The sequence below is a fragment of the Streptomyces sp. NPDC006296 genome (assembly GCF_040613235.1).
Classification (GTDB): domain Bacteria; phylum Actinomycetota; class Actinomycetes; order Streptomycetales; family Streptomycetaceae; genus Streptomyces.
Genome location: NZ_JBEXRT010000015.1, coordinates 70,536 through 84,854, shown reverse-complemented (window position 1 = coordinate 84,854; position 14,319 = coordinate 70,536). Strand labels below are relative to the sequence as shown.

The 14,319-nt window shown below is 72.7% G+C and carries 14 protein-coding genes; 3 read left to right on the top strand and 11 right to left on the bottom strand.

Annotation, left to right across the window (positions count from 1 at the left end):
* Positions 1-58: 58 nt before the first annotated feature.
* Complete coding sequence (locus tag ABZ172_RS13275; RefSeq protein ID WP_356883361.1) at positions 59-508, top strand: adenylyltransferase/cytidyltransferase family protein; 450 nt, start codon at positions 59-61, stop codon at positions 506-508.
* Here the strand turns inward: ABZ172_RS13275 and ABZ172_RS13270 are convergent.
* The 8 genes from ABZ172_RS13270 to ABZ172_RS13235 form a co-directional block, all read right to left on the bottom strand.
* On the bottom strand, positions 477-1,208 hold the full coding sequence (locus ABZ172_RS13270) for a CDP-alcohol phosphatidyltransferase family protein (RefSeq protein WP_356883359.1): 732 nt from the start codon (positions 1,206-1,208) through the stop codon (positions 477-479). The two genes, ABZ172_RS13275 and ABZ172_RS13270, sit on opposite strands and share 32 nt — an antisense overlap.
* Before the next feature lie 167 nt (positions 1,209-1,375).
* Positions 1,376-1,777, bottom strand: coding sequence for a monovalent cation/H(+) antiporter subunit G (gene mnhG, locus ABZ172_RS13265; protein ID WP_356883357.1), 402 nt, complete (start codon positions 1,775-1,777; stop codon positions 1,376-1,378).
* A complete protein-coding gene (locus tag ABZ172_RS13260) occupies positions 1,774-2,097 on the bottom strand; it encodes a monovalent cation/H+ antiporter complex subunit F (RefSeq protein WP_356883355.1) in 324 nt (107 codons plus the stop codon). The genes mnhG and ABZ172_RS13260 overlap by 4 nt, the downstream gene beginning before the upstream one ends.
* Positions 2,094-2,726: a Na+/H+ antiporter subunit E gene (locus tag ABZ172_RS13255; protein WP_356883353.1), complete on the bottom strand. Its 633-nt coding sequence runs from the start codon at positions 2,724-2,726 to the stop codon at positions 2,094-2,096. Before ABZ172_RS13255 ends, ABZ172_RS13260 begins: the two co-directional genes overlap by 4 nt.
* Positions 2,723-4,372, bottom strand: coding sequence for a Na+/H+ antiporter subunit D (locus tag ABZ172_RS13250; RefSeq protein ID WP_356883351.1), 1,650 nt, complete (start codon positions 4,370-4,372; stop codon positions 2,723-2,725). The genes ABZ172_RS13255 and ABZ172_RS13250 overlap by 4 nt, the downstream gene beginning before the upstream one ends.
* A complete protein-coding gene (locus ABZ172_RS13245; protein ID WP_356883349.1) occupies positions 4,369-4,962 on the bottom strand; it encodes a Na(+)/H(+) antiporter subunit C in 594 nt (197 codons plus the stop codon). The genes ABZ172_RS13250 and ABZ172_RS13245 overlap by 4 nt, the downstream gene beginning before the upstream one ends.
* A complete protein-coding gene (locus ABZ172_RS13240; RefSeq protein WP_356883347.1) occupies positions 4,959-7,862 on the bottom strand; it encodes a Na+/H+ antiporter subunit A in 2,904 nt (967 codons plus the stop codon). Before ABZ172_RS13240 ends, ABZ172_RS13245 begins: the two co-directional genes overlap by 4 nt.
* A 242-nt stretch (positions 7,863-8,104) precedes the next feature.
* Positions 8,105-8,344 (bottom strand): hypothetical protein, encoded by a 240-nt coding sequence (locus tag ABZ172_RS13235; protein WP_356883345.1) that lies wholly within the window; start codon positions 8,342-8,344, stop codon positions 8,105-8,107.
* A 357-nt stretch (positions 8,345-8,701) separates the two neighbouring features.
* Here ABZ172_RS13235 and ABZ172_RS13230 point away from each other — a divergent pair, with 357 nt between their 5' ends.
* Together ABZ172_RS13230 and ABZ172_RS13225 are read left to right on the top strand one after the other, a co-directional pair.
* Positions 8,702-9,523 carry a GNAT family N-acetyltransferase gene (locus tag ABZ172_RS13230; protein ID WP_356883343.1) on the top strand — a complete coding sequence of 274 codons (822 nt, stop codon included), beginning with the start codon at positions 8,702-8,704 and terminating at the stop codon, positions 9,521-9,523.
* 243 nt (positions 9,524-9,766) lie between these two features.
* Positions 9,767-10,216 (top strand): ATP-binding protein, encoded by a 450-nt coding sequence (locus ABZ172_RS13225; RefSeq protein ID WP_356883341.1) that lies wholly within the window; start codon positions 9,767-9,769, stop codon positions 10,214-10,216.
* Here ABZ172_RS13225 and ABZ172_RS13220 read toward each other — a convergent pair.
* From ABZ172_RS13220 to ABZ172_RS13210, 3 genes are all read right to left on the bottom strand, one after another.
* Positions 10,167-11,642, bottom strand: coding sequence for an amino acid permease (locus tag ABZ172_RS13220; protein ID WP_356883339.1), 1,476 nt, complete (start codon positions 11,640-11,642; stop codon positions 10,167-10,169). The two genes, ABZ172_RS13225 and ABZ172_RS13220, sit on opposite strands and share 50 nt — an antisense overlap.
* A gap of 197 nt (positions 11,643-11,839) precedes the next feature.
* Positions 11,840-12,856 carry an ornithine carbamoyltransferase gene (gene argF / locus ABZ172_RS13215; RefSeq protein ID WP_356883337.1) on the bottom strand — a complete coding sequence of 339 codons (1,017 nt, stop codon included), beginning with the start codon at positions 12,854-12,856 and terminating at the stop codon, positions 11,840-11,842.
* A 169-nt stretch (positions 12,857-13,025) separates the two neighbouring features.
* A complete protein-coding gene (locus ABZ172_RS13210) occupies positions 13,026-14,258 on the bottom strand; it encodes an arginine deiminase (protein WP_356883335.1) in 1,233 nt (410 codons plus the stop codon).
* Positions 14,259-14,319 lie beyond the last annotated feature (61 nt).

The window sequence follows — 14,319 nt, the reverse complement described above, 5'->3', positions numbered from 1 at the left end:
GCAAGTGTTCTTCACAGTAAGGTCGTTGGACCAGTTCCACCGTGGGGGGAGAGAACGGATGGCGCAGCACAGGGTCGGGTACGCGCCGGGGGTGTACGACCTGTTCCACGTCGGCCACCTCAACATCCTGCGGCACGCCCGCAGTCAGTGCGACTACCTGGTGGCCGGAGTGGTGTCCGACGAGATGGCCGCCCTGGCCAAGGGCCACACCCCGGTGATCCCGCTGGCCGAGCGGCTGGAGATCGTGCGCAGTGTGCGTCATGTGGACGCGGCGTTCGTGGAGACCGTGCCGGACAAGGTCGAGACCTGGCAGCAGGTCCGCTTCGACGTCCTGTTCAAGGGCGACGACTGGCGGGGCACCGAGAAGGGCGAGCGCCTGGAGCGGGACTTCGCCGCCGTCGGGGTGGAGGTCGTCTACTTCCCCTACACGGTGCACACGTCCAGCACCCAGCTGCGGCGGGCGCTGGACGTGCTCGTCAGCCGGCCCGGAGCGCTTTCAGCTCCCTGAACCACTTGACCAGGAACACCGCCAGGAACACGGCGTGCACGACCGCGAGTGCGGCGTATCCGGCCCGGAAGGCGCCGGGTGCGCCGAGCAGCAGGAAGACCAGGCAGAAGACGCCGTAGTCCGCGGGGAGCAGGGCCAGGGCCCGGAGGCGGGACGCCGGGGCCGCGGGCCCCGTGGCCGCCGGCCCGGTGCGGGCCGCCGCCCTGCCGAGCTGTTCGCGGAGCAGTCCCGCGCAGAAGGTGAGCACGGCGACGAACAGGAACCCGAGCGGCAGCAGGAGCCATCCCTCGCCGGGCAGCCGGCCGAAGCGGTGGAACGAGATCAGCACCGCACTGTGGACGAGGACCATCTTGGCGCAGTCCACGACGTGGTCGAGCCACTCGCCGTCCGGACCGCCCCGTCCGGTGAGCCGGGCGAGCTGCCCGTCGGCCGAGTCGAAGGCGAACCCGACAGCCAGGCCCGCCCAGACCGCCGCTCCCAGCCAGCGGGAGGGCTCGGCGAGCGCGACCGCGGCGAGGGAGGCGAAGGTGAACAGGGCGCTGACGAGCGTCACCTGGTTGGGCGTCAGTCCCACCCGGCAGGCGGCCGCGGCGAGCAGGCGCCCGGTCGGCCGGTTCACGTACCGCGAGTAGAGCGAGACACCCTTGGACGACTTCTGCGCACCGCGCAGTTCGCGCAGCACCGTACCCGTACTCGACATACGCCCCCCAGCGCCGTGGTCACCCGCCGCATCATCGCAGAAAGGATGTGCGAGGCGTGGGGATACCCGGACAGCGCCCGTCCGGGAGGTGCCGGGGACACCCGCGGGCCCGGCGGTGACCGCGGCGTGCCGGCCGGCCGCCGCGACCGCGGGACCGGCGGGCGCGGTCAGGTGCGGTCGGGGCCGCCGCCGGGTCCCGGGTCCTGACCGGGGGCCCGTCCGGGCCGGGTGAGCTGCGCGTCGAGGTCGTCGGCCAGCAGTTCGCAGCGCTCGATCTGGCCCGTCCGGTACGCCGAGCGGGCCACCAGGTGGGCCGCCACCGGGCCGGTCATCAGCTGGAAGAAGCCGATGAGCGCCAGCGTCGCCAGGTCCATGCCGCTGCGCAGCCGCAGCGCGACCCCGGCCAGGACCAGGAGCAGTCCGAGGGTCTGCGGTTTGGTCGCCGCATGGCTGCGCGACAGGACGTCGGGCAGCTTCAGCATGCCGACGACGCCGAGGAGGCAGACGGCGGCGCCGAGGAACACCAGCACCGCCCCGGCGGTGTCCGTGATCTGGAGCCAGACGCTCATGTCCGCTCTCCCCCGCCCGCAGCCCGGCGCCGCGACAGCGGTTTGTCGCGTACGGCGATGAACCGTGCGATGCCCACCGAGCCGGTGAAGCCGAGGAACGCGAGCACCAGCATGATCGGGAAGTAGAACGAGTCGCGGGCGAACGCCGACTTGGCGCCCAGGCCCGCGATGACCACGGCGGCGAACACGTCGAGGGCGATGGCCCGGTCCAGCATCGAGGGACCGCGGCTGATGCGGACGAGCAGCAGGGCGCCCGCCACGACCACGCACACGACGGCGGCGGTCATCAGCGCCCGGTCGACGGTCTCGGGACCACTCATGCCTCTTCCTCTCCTGAGCCGGACACGGGGACCGGCGGTGGGGGCCCGGACACCCGGGCGATCTCGTCCGACGTGCCGAAGGCCCGGACCGTCAGCTCCTCCAGCCGCCAGACGGAGCGCCGGGCGGCCTCCAGCTCCTCCGGCCGGTCGGCGTCCAGGACGTGCAGGAAGAGGGTGGCCGTGGCCCTGCGCACCTCGACGACGGAGCCGCCGGGCACGTTCGACACGGTGACCGCGGTCGCGGCGAGCATCAGATCGCCGCGGCAGCGCAGCGGGACGCCGATGACGGCGGGCCGGTGCGGGTGGTCGGCGAAGATCTGCCGGGTGACCTTCACTCCCGAGGTGTACATGTCGTAGAGCAGATAGCCGGCCAGCCGGAGGATGCCCCAGGGGTGCAGTCGCAGTCCGAGGTCGACCTGCGGCAGCGGGAAGGCCAGGCAGACGGCCACCGCGACGACCACACCGGTGACGACGTTGGCCCAGGTCAGGGTGGACCACAGCAGCACCCAGATGACGGTGAGCCAGGCGATCAGCGGGAGGTCCAGCACCCGGCGGCGGCGTCCCGCGAACCCGATGCTGTACGGGGGCAGACCGGGGTCGCTGCGGGACAGGGTGATCAGGCGTCTCACGGGCCGAGCACCTCCTCCACATAGGGCCGGCGGGCGATGAGTTCGGCCGCCGACCGGTCGGTGAAGGCCGTCAGCGGTCCTGCCAGCACGGTGAAGGCCAGTCCCAGCGCGACGGCCCCCGCGGTGGCGGCCGTCATGGCCCGGGGCGGTCGGACCGTGGTGATGACGGCCCGGCCCTGGAGGGTGGCGGCCACGGTCCGTCCGGCGGGCGGCGGCCCCACCCCCTCGTCGCCGGTGCCGGGGATACGGTCGGGCCCGGCGTCGGCGTCGTCGTCGTCGCTGTCGTCGGCGGTCTCCAGGACCGTGCCGTAGGCGGCCTGGCCCGGTGGTGCGGTGCGCCAGAAGGCGAGGTTCCAGATCTTGGCCATGACGTACAGGGTGAGGAGGCTCGTCACGGTCGCGCCGGTGACGAGGATCCAGGCCCAGACGCTGCCGTCCGCGACTCCGGCCCGCATGAGTCCGAGCTTCCCGATGAAGCCGGAGAGCGGCGGGATCCCCGCGAAGTTCATGGCGGGGACGAAGAAGAGGACCGCGAGCAGCGGGGCGGACCTGGCCAGTCCGCCGAGCCGGGTCAGCTCGTTGGTGCCGCCCCGGCGTTCGATGAGTCCCGCCACGAGGAAGAGGCTGGTCTGGACGGTGATGTGGTGGGCGACGTAGAAGATCGCGCCGCCGTACGCCTCGCGGGTGGCGAGGCCGATCCCGAAGACCATGTAGCCGATGTGGCTGATGAGGGTGAAGGAGAACAGCCGCTTCAGGTCGGTCTGGGCGACCGCCCCGAGGATGCCCACGATCATCGAGGCGAGGGCGACGGCCATGAGCAGGTCGCCGAGCCGGTTGCCGGGGAAGAGCAGGGTCTCGGTCCGCAGCATGCAGTAGATGCCGACCTTCGTCAGCAGGCCCGCGAACACGGCGGTGACGGGCGCGGGCGCGGTCGGGTAGGAGTCGGGGAGCCAGGCCGCCAGGGGGAAGACGGCGGCCTTGATCGCGAAGACGGTGAGCAGCATGGCCTGGACCAGGGTCTGCACACCGAGCGGCAGCTCGGGCAGCCGCAGCGCGAGCTGGGCGAAGTTGGCGGTGCCGGTGGCGGCGTAGGTCATCGCGATCGCCGTGAGGAACAGCATCGAGGAGAACAGCGAGATGATCACGTACGTGGAACCCGCCCGGATCCGTGGTCCGGTCCCGCCGAGCGTCAGCAGGACGAAGCTGGCGACCAGCATGATCTCGAAGCCGACGTAGAGGTTGACGAGGTCACCGGCGACGAAGGTGAGGGAGACCCCGGCGACCAGGATCAGGTAGGCGGGGTGGAAGACGGCGACGGGCGTCTCCTTGTCCCGGTCTGCCATGCCCTGGCCGAGCGAGTAGACGAGGACGGAGAGGGTGACGGCGGAGGAGACCGTCAGCATCAGCCCGGACAGCCGGTCGGCGACCAGGGTGATGCCGAGGGGCGGGGCGAAGTCCCCCAGGTGGACGGACAGGGGGCCCTGCCGGTCCGCGGCGATCGTCAGGGTCACCGAGAGCGCGAGGACGGCGGTCAGCACGGCGACGCTGATGAAGCGCTGGAAGCGCGCGAGCCGGGTACCGAAGGCGAGGCTGACCCCGGTGGCGCAGAGCGGCAGCAGGACCGGCAGCGGGACGAGGGCGTTCATCCGGCGGCTCCCCGGTCGTCGAGCGTGTCGTTCACGTAGTCCTCCGGGTCGGCGCCCAGCACGTCGTGCCACAGGTCGCCGCCGGCGTCCCGGCCCCGGGCCTGCAGCGCGCGGTCGGCGCGCAGCCGGGCGTGCAGGCGGTGGCGTTCCTGGCGGTAGCGTGCGCGGTCCTTCCGGGTGCGTCCGGGCTCGGACCGGTACTCCTCGCGGAGTTCGGCCCGCTCCCCCAGCACCTCGGCGCGCAGGAAGATGCGCCGGTCCTCCAGGTCGTCGTGGACCTCGTCCGTCCCGGTGAGCTGGTAGCTGCGGTAGGCCATCGCGAGCAGGAAGGCCGTGGTGGCGAGCGTGATGACGATGGCGGTGAGGGCGATGGCCTGGGGCAGCGGGTCGGTGACCCGGCGCAGCGGCACCCCGTAGAGCAGCGGCGCGGCGCCCGCCGACCCGGTCGAGGAGAGGACGAGCAGGTTGATGCCGTTGCCCGCGATGACCGCGCCGAGCAGGATGCGGGTGAGCGGCCGGGTGAGCATGAGGATGCCGCCGACCGCGCAGAGGACGACGGCGGTGGCGAGGAGCGAGACGCTCATGGTCATCGGGGCGGCTCCCCCGTCCCGGGGCCCGTCGCCGGGGCGAGGACGCCCGCCGCCCGCTCGATCTGCCGGTCGACCTTGGCGCCCAGGGCCCGCACGATGTCGAGCACCACACCGAGGACCAGAAGGTAGACGCCGAAGTCGAAGAGGACCGAGGTGCTCAGGTGGTAGTCGCCGAACACGGGCAGATGGCCGTGGTAGGTCCAGGCGTGCAGCACGGTGCCCTCGGCGAGGCCGCCCAGGGCGACCGCGGTGGACACGAACAGTCCGAGTCCGGTGAACAGGCCGGGTTGCAGCGGAGCGGCCTCCGCGAGCTCGAACCGTCCGCCCGCGAGGTAGCGGGTGATCAGGGCGAGTCCGGCCACCAGTCCGGCGACGAATCCGCCGCCCGGCATGTTCTCCGCGCAGAACAGCAGGTAGAGCGAGAGCACCAGGACCGGGGGGAAGAGGAGCCGGCCGACCACCTCGAAGACGACGGACCGGTGCTCGGGTGCGAGGGTGGCGCCGGCGGCCAGCCAGCTGCGTTCGGGCGCCGTGTCGTCGCCCTGCGGCAGACCGGTGAGCCGCCGGCCGGACAGCGTCCACGCGGTCTCCCCCCGCAGTTCCTCCGCGTTCATGGACGCCTCGCTGCGGCGGTGCAGATAGATGAGGCTGGTGACACCGATGGCGGCCGCGGCGAGGACGGCCGACTCCCCCATCGTGTCCCAGGCCCGCAGGTCGACGAGGATGGTGGCCACCACGTCCTTGAGCCCGTGGTGGGCGACCTCCTCGACCATCGCGGCTCCGGCGGGTTCGGCGACGCGCGCGGCGCCCGCCGCCCAGACGGCCACCCCGACCGTCGCCGCGGCGCCCAGCGCCACCGGGATGCGCAGCGCCCGGCGCCAGTTCCCGATGGACTCCTCGAAGCGCACCGGCAGCCGGCGCAGGACCAGGACGAACACGATCATCGACACCGTCTCGACGCAGAACTGGGTGAGTGCCAGGTCGGGGGCGCCCTGGACGACGAAGAGCAGCGCGGCCCCGTACCCGGTGAGCCCGGCCAGGACGACGGCCTTCATCCGGCGGCTGACGGTAAGACAGGAGAGGGCGGCCGCGCAGGTCAGCAGGGCCACCGCGCCCTGGAGGGGGACGTCCCACACCCGGGGGGCGACCGCTCCCCGCCAGGGGTGGTCCGTGACCAGCACCGCCAGCTGGCCCGCCAGCATCACCGTCAGGGTGATGGCCAGGTAGCCGGAGAGGGAGCCGCGCTGGACGAAGCCGGTGAGCTGGAGGGCGAGGCGTTCCAGGCCGAGCAGGAGGTGTCCGAACACGCTGTCCGCGGTGGGCCAGGCGACGCGGCGGGAGAGCCGGGTGACCGTCCCGCGCGCCGCGAAGAGCACGGCCCCGCCCGCCCACGTCACGGCCGAGAGCAGCAGGGCCGTCCCGAAGCCGTGCCAGAGCGCCAGGTGATAGGGGTGGGCGGGGGCCGGGAAGACGTCGGCATACGCGGCGAACAGGCGCTCCGTCCAGCCGACTCCGGGGCCCAGGACCAGCCCGGCGAGGGCGAGGACCGCGGGCGGGGCCAGGAGTGCGGCGCCGGTGCGGTGGACGGGGGTGTCGGCGACACCGGGCTTCCGGGCGAACGCCCCCCACACGAAGCGCAGGGTGTAGGCGACCGTCAGCACCGAACCGAGGACGACGACGGCGAGCGTCCAGCGGTCGGCGGTGCCTCCGTGCAGCAGCGCGTCGAGGGCGGCCTCCTTCGCGGCGAACCCGAGGAACGGCGGCAGTGCGGCCATGGAGGCGGCGGCGAGCACACCGACCGCGCACACGTGCGGCAGGCTGCGGCCGAGGCCGGAGAGGACGCGCAGGTCACGACTGCCGGCCGCGTGGTCCACGATGCCGGTGACGAGGAACAGCGCGGCCTTGAACAGGGCGTGCGCGAGGATCATCGCGACCGCGGCGAGTGCCGCGTTCCGGTTGCCCGCGCCGGCGAGCACGAGGAGGAAGCCGAGCTGGCTGACGGTGCCGTAGGCGAGGACGAGCTTCAGGTCGTGCAGACGCAACGCGCGCCAGCCGCCGAGGAGCATGGTGGCGCCGCCCAGCACGAGGACGACCGGCCGCCAGAGCGGGACGTCGGCGAAGGCCGGGGCGAGCCGTGCGACGAGGTAGACGCCGGCCTTGACCATGGCGGCGGCGTGCAGGTAGGCGCTGACGGGGGTGGGCGCGGCCATGGCGTTCGGCAGCCAGAGGCTGAACGGCCAGATCGCCGACTTGGACAGGGCCCCGCAGAGCACGAGGGCGACCGCCGTGGACACGGCGAGGGTCGGCTCCGGGGGGTCGGCCACGATCGCGGAGATCCGGTAGGTGCCCGCGGCCTGACCGAGGATCAGGAAGCCGACCAGCATGGCGAGTCCGCCCAGCGTGGTGACCGTCAGGGCCTGGAGGGCGGAGCGGCGGTTCTTCTTCTGCTCGCTGCCGTGGCCGATGAGCAGGTAGGAGAAGACGGTGGTCAGTTCCCAGAACACGTAGAGGGAGATCAGGTCGTCCGCGAGGACGAGGGCGAGCATGGCGCCCGTGAAGGCGAGCAGGTTTCCCGCGAAGGGGCCAAGCCGGGGTGAGCCGTCGGTGAAGTAGGACGCGCAGTACAGCAGGACGAGCGTGCCCACACCGGCCGCCAGCAGCACCATCAGCTCGGCGAGCGCGTCCAGGCGCAGGGCGAGCCACACGTCGTAGGTCCCGATCCACTCCCACGACCAGCCGACCGATCCGCCGGCCGCCGCGGTGCCCCACTCGGTGAACGCCCACACCGTGGTGGCGGCGGGCGGCAGCGCGAGGACGATGAAGGCGAGTCGGCCGAGCCGGCGCACCAGCGGTGCCGCGCATGCCGCGAGGACGAAATGGCAGAGGATGAGTACGGTCACGACGGGTGTTCCGGAACAAAGGGCACCGAATACAGATATATCGCCCGGGCCGGTTCACCCGTACGGCGCGCCGCGCGGCCGCCGGGCCACTGCTTCCGGGCCGTCGGTTCAGGGGCGTCGGTTCCGGGCCGCTGCTTCCGCGCCGTCGGTTCGAGGCCGTCGCTTCGGGGCCGTCGGTTCCGGCTCGCGCCGGGCGGGCCGGTGCCCTGGCCTCTGAGGGGGTGCGGAGGTGCCGGCTCCGCTCACCTGTGGCGGGACGGCATGACGTGGGGCCGCTCCCGCGCGGGGGCTGCGGCGTCTCCGCCCGTACGGAACACCTGGTCGGCGTTCAGGGACAGGTGGAGCGGTTCGTCGGGAGCCTCGTCCGGCAGGCCCCGGACGGCGCGGGCGGCGCGCAGGCGGCAGTGTGCGGCCTCCCGCACGGTGATGCCGTCACCCTCGGGCGACCGGCTCACCGCGCACGGGGCCGGTGCTGTGGTCACCGCCGTCGCCTCCCTGCGCGTCGGCACGGCTGCGTACGCCTTCAGCCTCGCTCCGGAGCACCCCTGCCGCCACCGGGGCCCACCACACTCCGCCGACACTTCGGCGCGGGAGACGTGCGCGCCTCCCGTGCGCTCGCCGCCGCGCCGTCCGGCTCTTGGCCGCCGCCCGCCTCCATCCCGCGCGCCGCCCCCATCCGCGCGACTCCTCGCCCCTCGCCGCACCTTCGCCCGGCGCCCCGGCACCCCGTCGCTCTTCGCCCGTCCCGTCGGCACGTGGTCCCGGACCGGCGCGGCGGCGTCGCCGGCCCTGGACCCGGGGCGTACCGCGGAGGGCGGGCGGCCGGGCAGGATGGGGACATGTCCTGGACCTTCACCGATGACATCGACGCCTTCCTGGAGACGGCCGGGCCGTTCCTGGCCGCACGGCCCGCCGAGAACACCCTGCTGCTGACCGTCACCGCCACCCTGCGGGACGGCGGACCGCACGCCTACGGCGCGGGGGTTCCGGTGCTGGGCTGGTGGCGCGGGGCGGACGGGGACGTGGCCGGGGCGCTGGTGACGACACCGCCCTACCCGCCCGTGCTGGGCTCGGCCGCCCCGGAGGCGGTGGCCGCGCTCGCGGACGAGCCGTGGCTGTCCGGGGTCAACGCGGAGCGTGAGGCGGCTGTCGCGCTGGCCGCACGCTGGCCGCGCCACCGCGTCGACGAGGAGCTGCGGCTCTACCGGCTCGGCACCGCCGTGCCGCCCTCCCCGGCGCCGGCCGGCCGGCCCAGGGCCGCGACCGCCGCGGACCGGTCCCTGCTCGTCACCTGGGTCCGGGCGTTCGCCGCGGAGACCGGGCAGCCGGCCGACCGTGCGGAGCGGATCGTGGACGAGCGCACCGCGCACGGCGGGCTGACCCTCTGGGAGCACGACGGGGTGCCGGTCTCGATGGCGGGCGTCTCACGGAGGATCGCGGGCACGGTGCGGGTGACGACGGTCTACACACCCCCGGAACACCGGGGCCTGGGGTACGCGGCAGGGGTGACGGCGGAGGCCGGACGGCTGGCGCGGGAGAGCGGGGCCGCGGAGGTGCTGCTCTTCACCGACCTCGCCAACCCGACGAGCAACGGCCTGTACCTCCGCATCGGCTACGAGGCGGTCTCCGACCGTCTGCTGATCACCGCGGAGCCCGGATGAGCGCACCGCCCTTCCGTGACCGCCGTCACGGGCGGAGGGCAGGGCGCGCGCACCACTGTGGCGAAGGTCCCTTGTGCACCGGCCGACAGCCTCTATGTCCGGGGCGTCTCGCTTCGTATGGTTGAGCGCAGGAAGTCCTGGTACGGAACCGCGCCCTCCGGTGCGGTTCCGTCCCGGGACGCAGCCGGTCCGGGCACGCATGCGCCCCTCCGGTTGTCCCGCCGCCGAACGGAAGCCCCCACCGTGCCGCCCGACGTCCCCACACCCCCGTCCTGGCGCATCACCCTGCCGCACTCCACGGCGGCGGTGCCGATCGCCCGTGCGCTGATCCGCACGGCGCTGGCGGACCTCGACGCGCCCGCGTACAGCGACACGGCCGAGCTGCTGACGGCCGAGCTGGTCGCGAACGCCGTCGAGCACACCGACGGCTCCGGTCCCATCGAGCTGGTGGTGGAGCTCCTGGCGTCCGGTTGCCAGGTCGAGGTGCACGACCGCGACCCCGGGTCGCCCGGCGACCTGTCCAGCCTGCTCCCGGACAGCACCCAGGACCCCTGGCAGGAGCACGGCAGGGGGCTCCTGCTGATCCGCGCCCTCAGCTCCGCCTGCGGCCACCGCCCCACCGAGCACGGCAAGGCGGTCTGGTTCACGCTCCCGTCGCGCCCGGTGCCGCCGTCCGGTCCCGCGGTTCCCTGACGAGCCGGGAACGGCTGCGGCCGTACCCCGCGTACACCAGGGCGCCCACGGCCAGGAAGACCAGGAACTGCACCCAGGTCGTCCAGCCCGTCCCGTACATCAGGTACAGGCAGAATCCGACGCCCAGGACCGGGCTGACCGGATAGAACGGCACGCGGAAGGACCGCTTCAGCTCCGGGTCGCGGCGGCGCAGGGCGAGGACGGCGATGTTGACCACCGCCATGATGGCGAGCGTGCCGATGGTCGTCAGGTTGACCACGACACCGAGGGACGAGAACGCCGCGGGGACCGCGAAGAGGACGGCCACGATCCAGGTGTTGGCGACCGGGGTGCGGGTCCTCGGTGACACCCGCTCGAAGACCCGGGGGACCAGTCCGTCGCGGGACATCGACATCAGGATCCGGGTCTGGCCGTACATCACCGCCAGGACGACCGAGGCGATGGCGACCACCGCCCCGAAGGCGACGATCCCGCCGCCGACGCTCGACCCGGTCACCCCGTCGACGACCAGGGAGAGCGCGGCCGGCCGGTCGGCCACCGCGTCCGCCCCCAGCGCCCCGATCGCCCCGAGGGCGACCGCGCAGTAGAGCAGGGTGACCACGCCGATGCAGATCAGGATCGCGAGGGGGATGTTCCGGCGGGGGTTCTTGACCTCCTCGCCCGCGGTGGTGATCGCGTCGAAGCCGATGTACGAGAAGAACGCCACCGAGGCGCCGGCGGTGATCCCGGCCGCGCCCTGCGAGGCGAAGGGCGAGAGGTGGCCGTCCTCGAACGCGGTGAACGCGATCACGCAGAACGCGACGAGGACGACGATCTTCAGCACCGCCATCGCCGCCGTGGCCCTGGCGCTCTCCCTGACCCCGCGCACCAGGAGCGTGGCCGCCATCATGACCACCACGACCGCCGGCAGGTTGATCACCCCGCCGTCGCCCGGCCCGGTGGAGAGTGCCGCCGGAAGGCTCCGGCCGACGACGCTGTTCAGCAGCTCGTTGACGTACTGGCTCCAGCCGACCGCGACCGCGGAGACCGAGACGCCGTACTCCAGCAGCAGGCACCAGCCGACGAGGAAGGCGGTCCGCTCCCCGAGCGTGGCGTAGGCGAAGGAGTAGCTGCTCCCGGAGACCGGGATGGCGCCGCCGAGTTCGGCGAACGAGAAGGCGGTGACGATGCAGGTGACCGCGGCGAGGACGAACGAGACCACCACGGCGGGGCCCGCCTCGGCGACGCTGTCGGACAGGCCGACGAAGATCCCGGTGCCGACGATCGCGCCGACACCGAAGCAGACGAGCTGGAACAGGCCCATGGTGCGCCGCAGACCGTGCCCCTCCAGGTCGGCTCCGGACTCGGCGAGCAGCAGGGCGGGGCTCTTGACGCGCGCCCCGGTGCTGCGCGGAGGGCGTGACGGGGTGGAGGAGGCGGCGCTCATGGGGGGACGGAGTCTCTTCTCTGGCGGTACGGGGGAACGGAGCCGGTGGGGGGCTCTCACCTGGGGATCGGCCGCGGACGGGGCACAGCACGCTCCGGACCGGGCACAGGAAAGGGGTTCGGGCGTGCGAGCCCAAACCCCACCAAGTGCCACCATCGTAGCCAATCACCCGCATGTTCACCCCATCGGGTGCATGTTCATGCGAACCGGGCATCTCCCGCCAGCGTCGCGACCAGCACCGCCTTGATGGTGTGCATCCGGTTCTCCGCCTCGTCGAAGACGACCGAGTGCGCGGACTCGAAGACCTCGTCGGTGACCTCAAGCTCGGACAGCCCGTGCCGCTCATGGATCTCCCGGCCCACCTTCGTCCCGAGGTCGTGGAAGGCCGGGAGACAGTGCAGGAACTTCACGTCGTCGTTGCCGGTGGCGCGCAGCACGTCCATGGTCACGGCGTACGGGGCGAGGGCGGCGATGCGCTCGTCCCACACCTCCTTGGGCTCCCCCATCGAGACCCAGACGTCGGTGACGACGAAGTCGGCGCCCCGCACGCCTTCGGCGATGTCCTCGGTGAGGGTCAGGCGGGCGCCGCTGGACGCGGCCAGCTCGCGCGCCCGGTCCACGACGCCCTGGGCCGGCCGGTAGGCGGCGGGCGCGACGATCCTGACGTCCATGCCCAGCAGCGCGCCGGTGACCAGGTAGGAGTTGCCCATGTTGAATCGGGCGTCGCCGAGGTAGGCGAAGGTGATCTCCTCCAGCGGCTTCGCGCTGTGCTCGGTCATCGTGAGGACGTCGGCGAGCATCTGGGTGGGGTGCCAGTCGTCGGTGAGCCCGTTGTAGACCGGCACACCGCCGTACGCCGCCAGCTCCTCGACGGCCTGCTGGCTGTCCCCGCGGTACTCGATCGCGTCGAACATCCGGCCGAGCACCCGGGCGGTGTCCTTGACCGACTCCTTGTGCCCCATCTGGGAGCCGGAGGGGTCGAGGTACGTCGTGGAGGCACCCTGGTCCGCGGCCGCCACCTCGAAGGCGCAGCGGGTGCGGGTCGAGGTCTTCTCGAAGATCAGCGCGATGTTCCTGCCGCACAGCCGGCGCTCCTCCGCCCCCGCCTTCTTGGCCGCCTTGAGCTCGGCGGACAGGGCGACCAGGCCGCGGAACTCCTCGGCCGTGAAGTCCAGCTCCTTGAGGAAAGGGCGGCCTGTGAGGTCTATGGCCATGGTGACTGCTCCCGGGTCGGACTACGGGCGTACGGATAATTGCTCTGGAAGTCTATACGAGGCATCGCATTGCTATACAGAGGCGTCGGCGTCCTGCCGGGAGACGACGGCGCGGGCCGGTGGTCCGGGGCCCGTGCGCACCGCCTCCCGGCCGCCGTCACCGCCCGTGTCACACCGCGTCGCGCACCACGGGGCAGCTCATGCAGCGCGGGCCGCCCCGGCCCCGACCCAGCTCGCTGCCGCGGATCTCGATGACCTCGATGCCCTCCTTGCGCAGATAGGTGTTGGTGGTGGCGTTGCGCTCGTACGCGACGACGACACCGGGCTCCACGGCCAGCACGTTGCAGCCGTCGTCCCACTGCTCCCGCTCGGCCGCGTGCACGTCCTGGGTGGCGGTCAGCACCCGGATCCGGTCCAGCCCGAGGGCGGCGGCGATGGCCCGGTGCATGTGCTCGGGCGGGTGGTCGGTCACCTTCAGCTCACGGGGACCGGAGCCGGGCTCGATCGTGTAGGAGCGGAGCATGCCGAGCCCGGCGTACTGCGTGAACGTGTCTCCGTCGATCATCGTCATCACCGTGTCGAGGTGCATGAACGCCCTGCGCTTGGGCATGTCGAGCGCCACGATGGTCCGGGCCGATCCGGCGTCGAAGAGCCCTCGGGCCAGCATCTCCACGGCCTGCGGCGTCGTGCGTTCGCTCATGCCGATCAGGACGGCGCCCCGGCCGATGACGAGGACGTCGCCGCCCTCGATGGTGGACGGGTAGTCGTCCTGGCCCTCCGACCAGTGGTGGAAGACCCCCGCCTCGGACCCGGTGAAGAGGGGGTGGTGCCGGTAGATCGCCTCGAAGTGGACGGTCTCGCGCTGCCGGGCGGGCCAGCGCATCGCGTTGATGGACACACCGTCGTAGATCCAGGCGGAGGTGTCCCGGGTGAAGAGGTGGTTGGGCAGCGGGCTCAGCAGAAAGTCGTCCAGATCCATGACGTGGAAGCGGACGGAGGTCGGCTCGGGGTGCCGCTCCAGGAACTCCCGCTTCGTCATCCCGCCCACCAGGGCCTCGGTCAGCTCGGCGGCGGACAGCTCCTCGAAGGCGGCGCGCAGGTGCTCGGTGGCGAGGGGGCCGTACTCCTTCTCCGCGAAGACCCGGTCGAGGACGAGCCGCCGCGCCACCGGGACGTCGAGGGACTCCCGCAGCAGGTCGCCGAAGAGATGCACCTCCACACCCCGGTCGCGCAGCACGTCGGCGAAGCCGTCGTGCTCCTCCCTGGCACGGCGCACCCAGAGCACGTCGTCGAACAGCAACGCGTCCTTGTTGCTGGGGGTGAGCCGCTTCAGCTCCAGATCGGGGCGGTGCAGGATGACGCGGCGCAGCCGCCCGGCCTCGGAATCGACATGGAATCCCATGCCTTCATCCTCACCGCGGGAGGCGCCGTTCACCCTGCGAACCACCGCCCGATTCCTGCCG

Coding starts and splice junctions, on each gene's coding strand:
- ABZ172_RS13275 (WP_356883361.1), top strand. CDS start 59: ATGGCGCAGCACAGGGTCGGGTACGCGCCGGGGGTGTACGACCTGTTC.
- ABZ172_RS13270 (WP_356883359.1), bottom strand. CDS start 1,208: ATGTCGAGTACGGGTACGGTGCTGCGCGAACTGCGCGGTGCGCAGAAG.
- mnhG (WP_356883357.1), bottom strand. CDS start 1,777: ATGAGCGTCTGGCTCCAGATCACGGACACCGCCGGGGCGGTGCTGGTG.
- ABZ172_RS13260 (WP_356883355.1), bottom strand. CDS start 2,097: ATGAGTGGTCCCGAGACCGTCGACCGGGCGCTGATGACCGCCGCCGTC.
- ABZ172_RS13250 (WP_356883351.1), bottom strand. CDS start 4,372: ATGAACGCCCTCGTCCCGCTGCCGGTCCTGCTGCCGCTCTGCGCCACC.
- ABZ172_RS13245 (WP_356883349.1), bottom strand. CDS start 4,962: ATGACCATGAGCGTCTCGCTCCTCGCCACCGCCGTCGTCCTCTGCGCG.
- ABZ172_RS13230 (WP_356883343.1), top strand. CDS start 8,702: ATGTCCTGGACCTTCACCGATGACATCGACGCCTTCCTGGAGACGGCC.
- ABZ172_RS13220 (WP_356883339.1), bottom strand. CDS start 11,642: ATGAGCGCCGCCTCCTCCACCCCGTCACGCCCTCCGCGCAGCACCGGG.
- argF (WP_356883337.1), bottom strand. CDS start 12,856: ATGGCCATAGACCTCACAGGCCGCCCTTTCCTCAAGGAGCTGGACTTC.
- ABZ172_RS13210 (WP_356883335.1), bottom strand. CDS start 14,258: ATGGGATTCCATGTCGATTCCGAGGCCGGGCGGCTGCGCCGCGTCATC.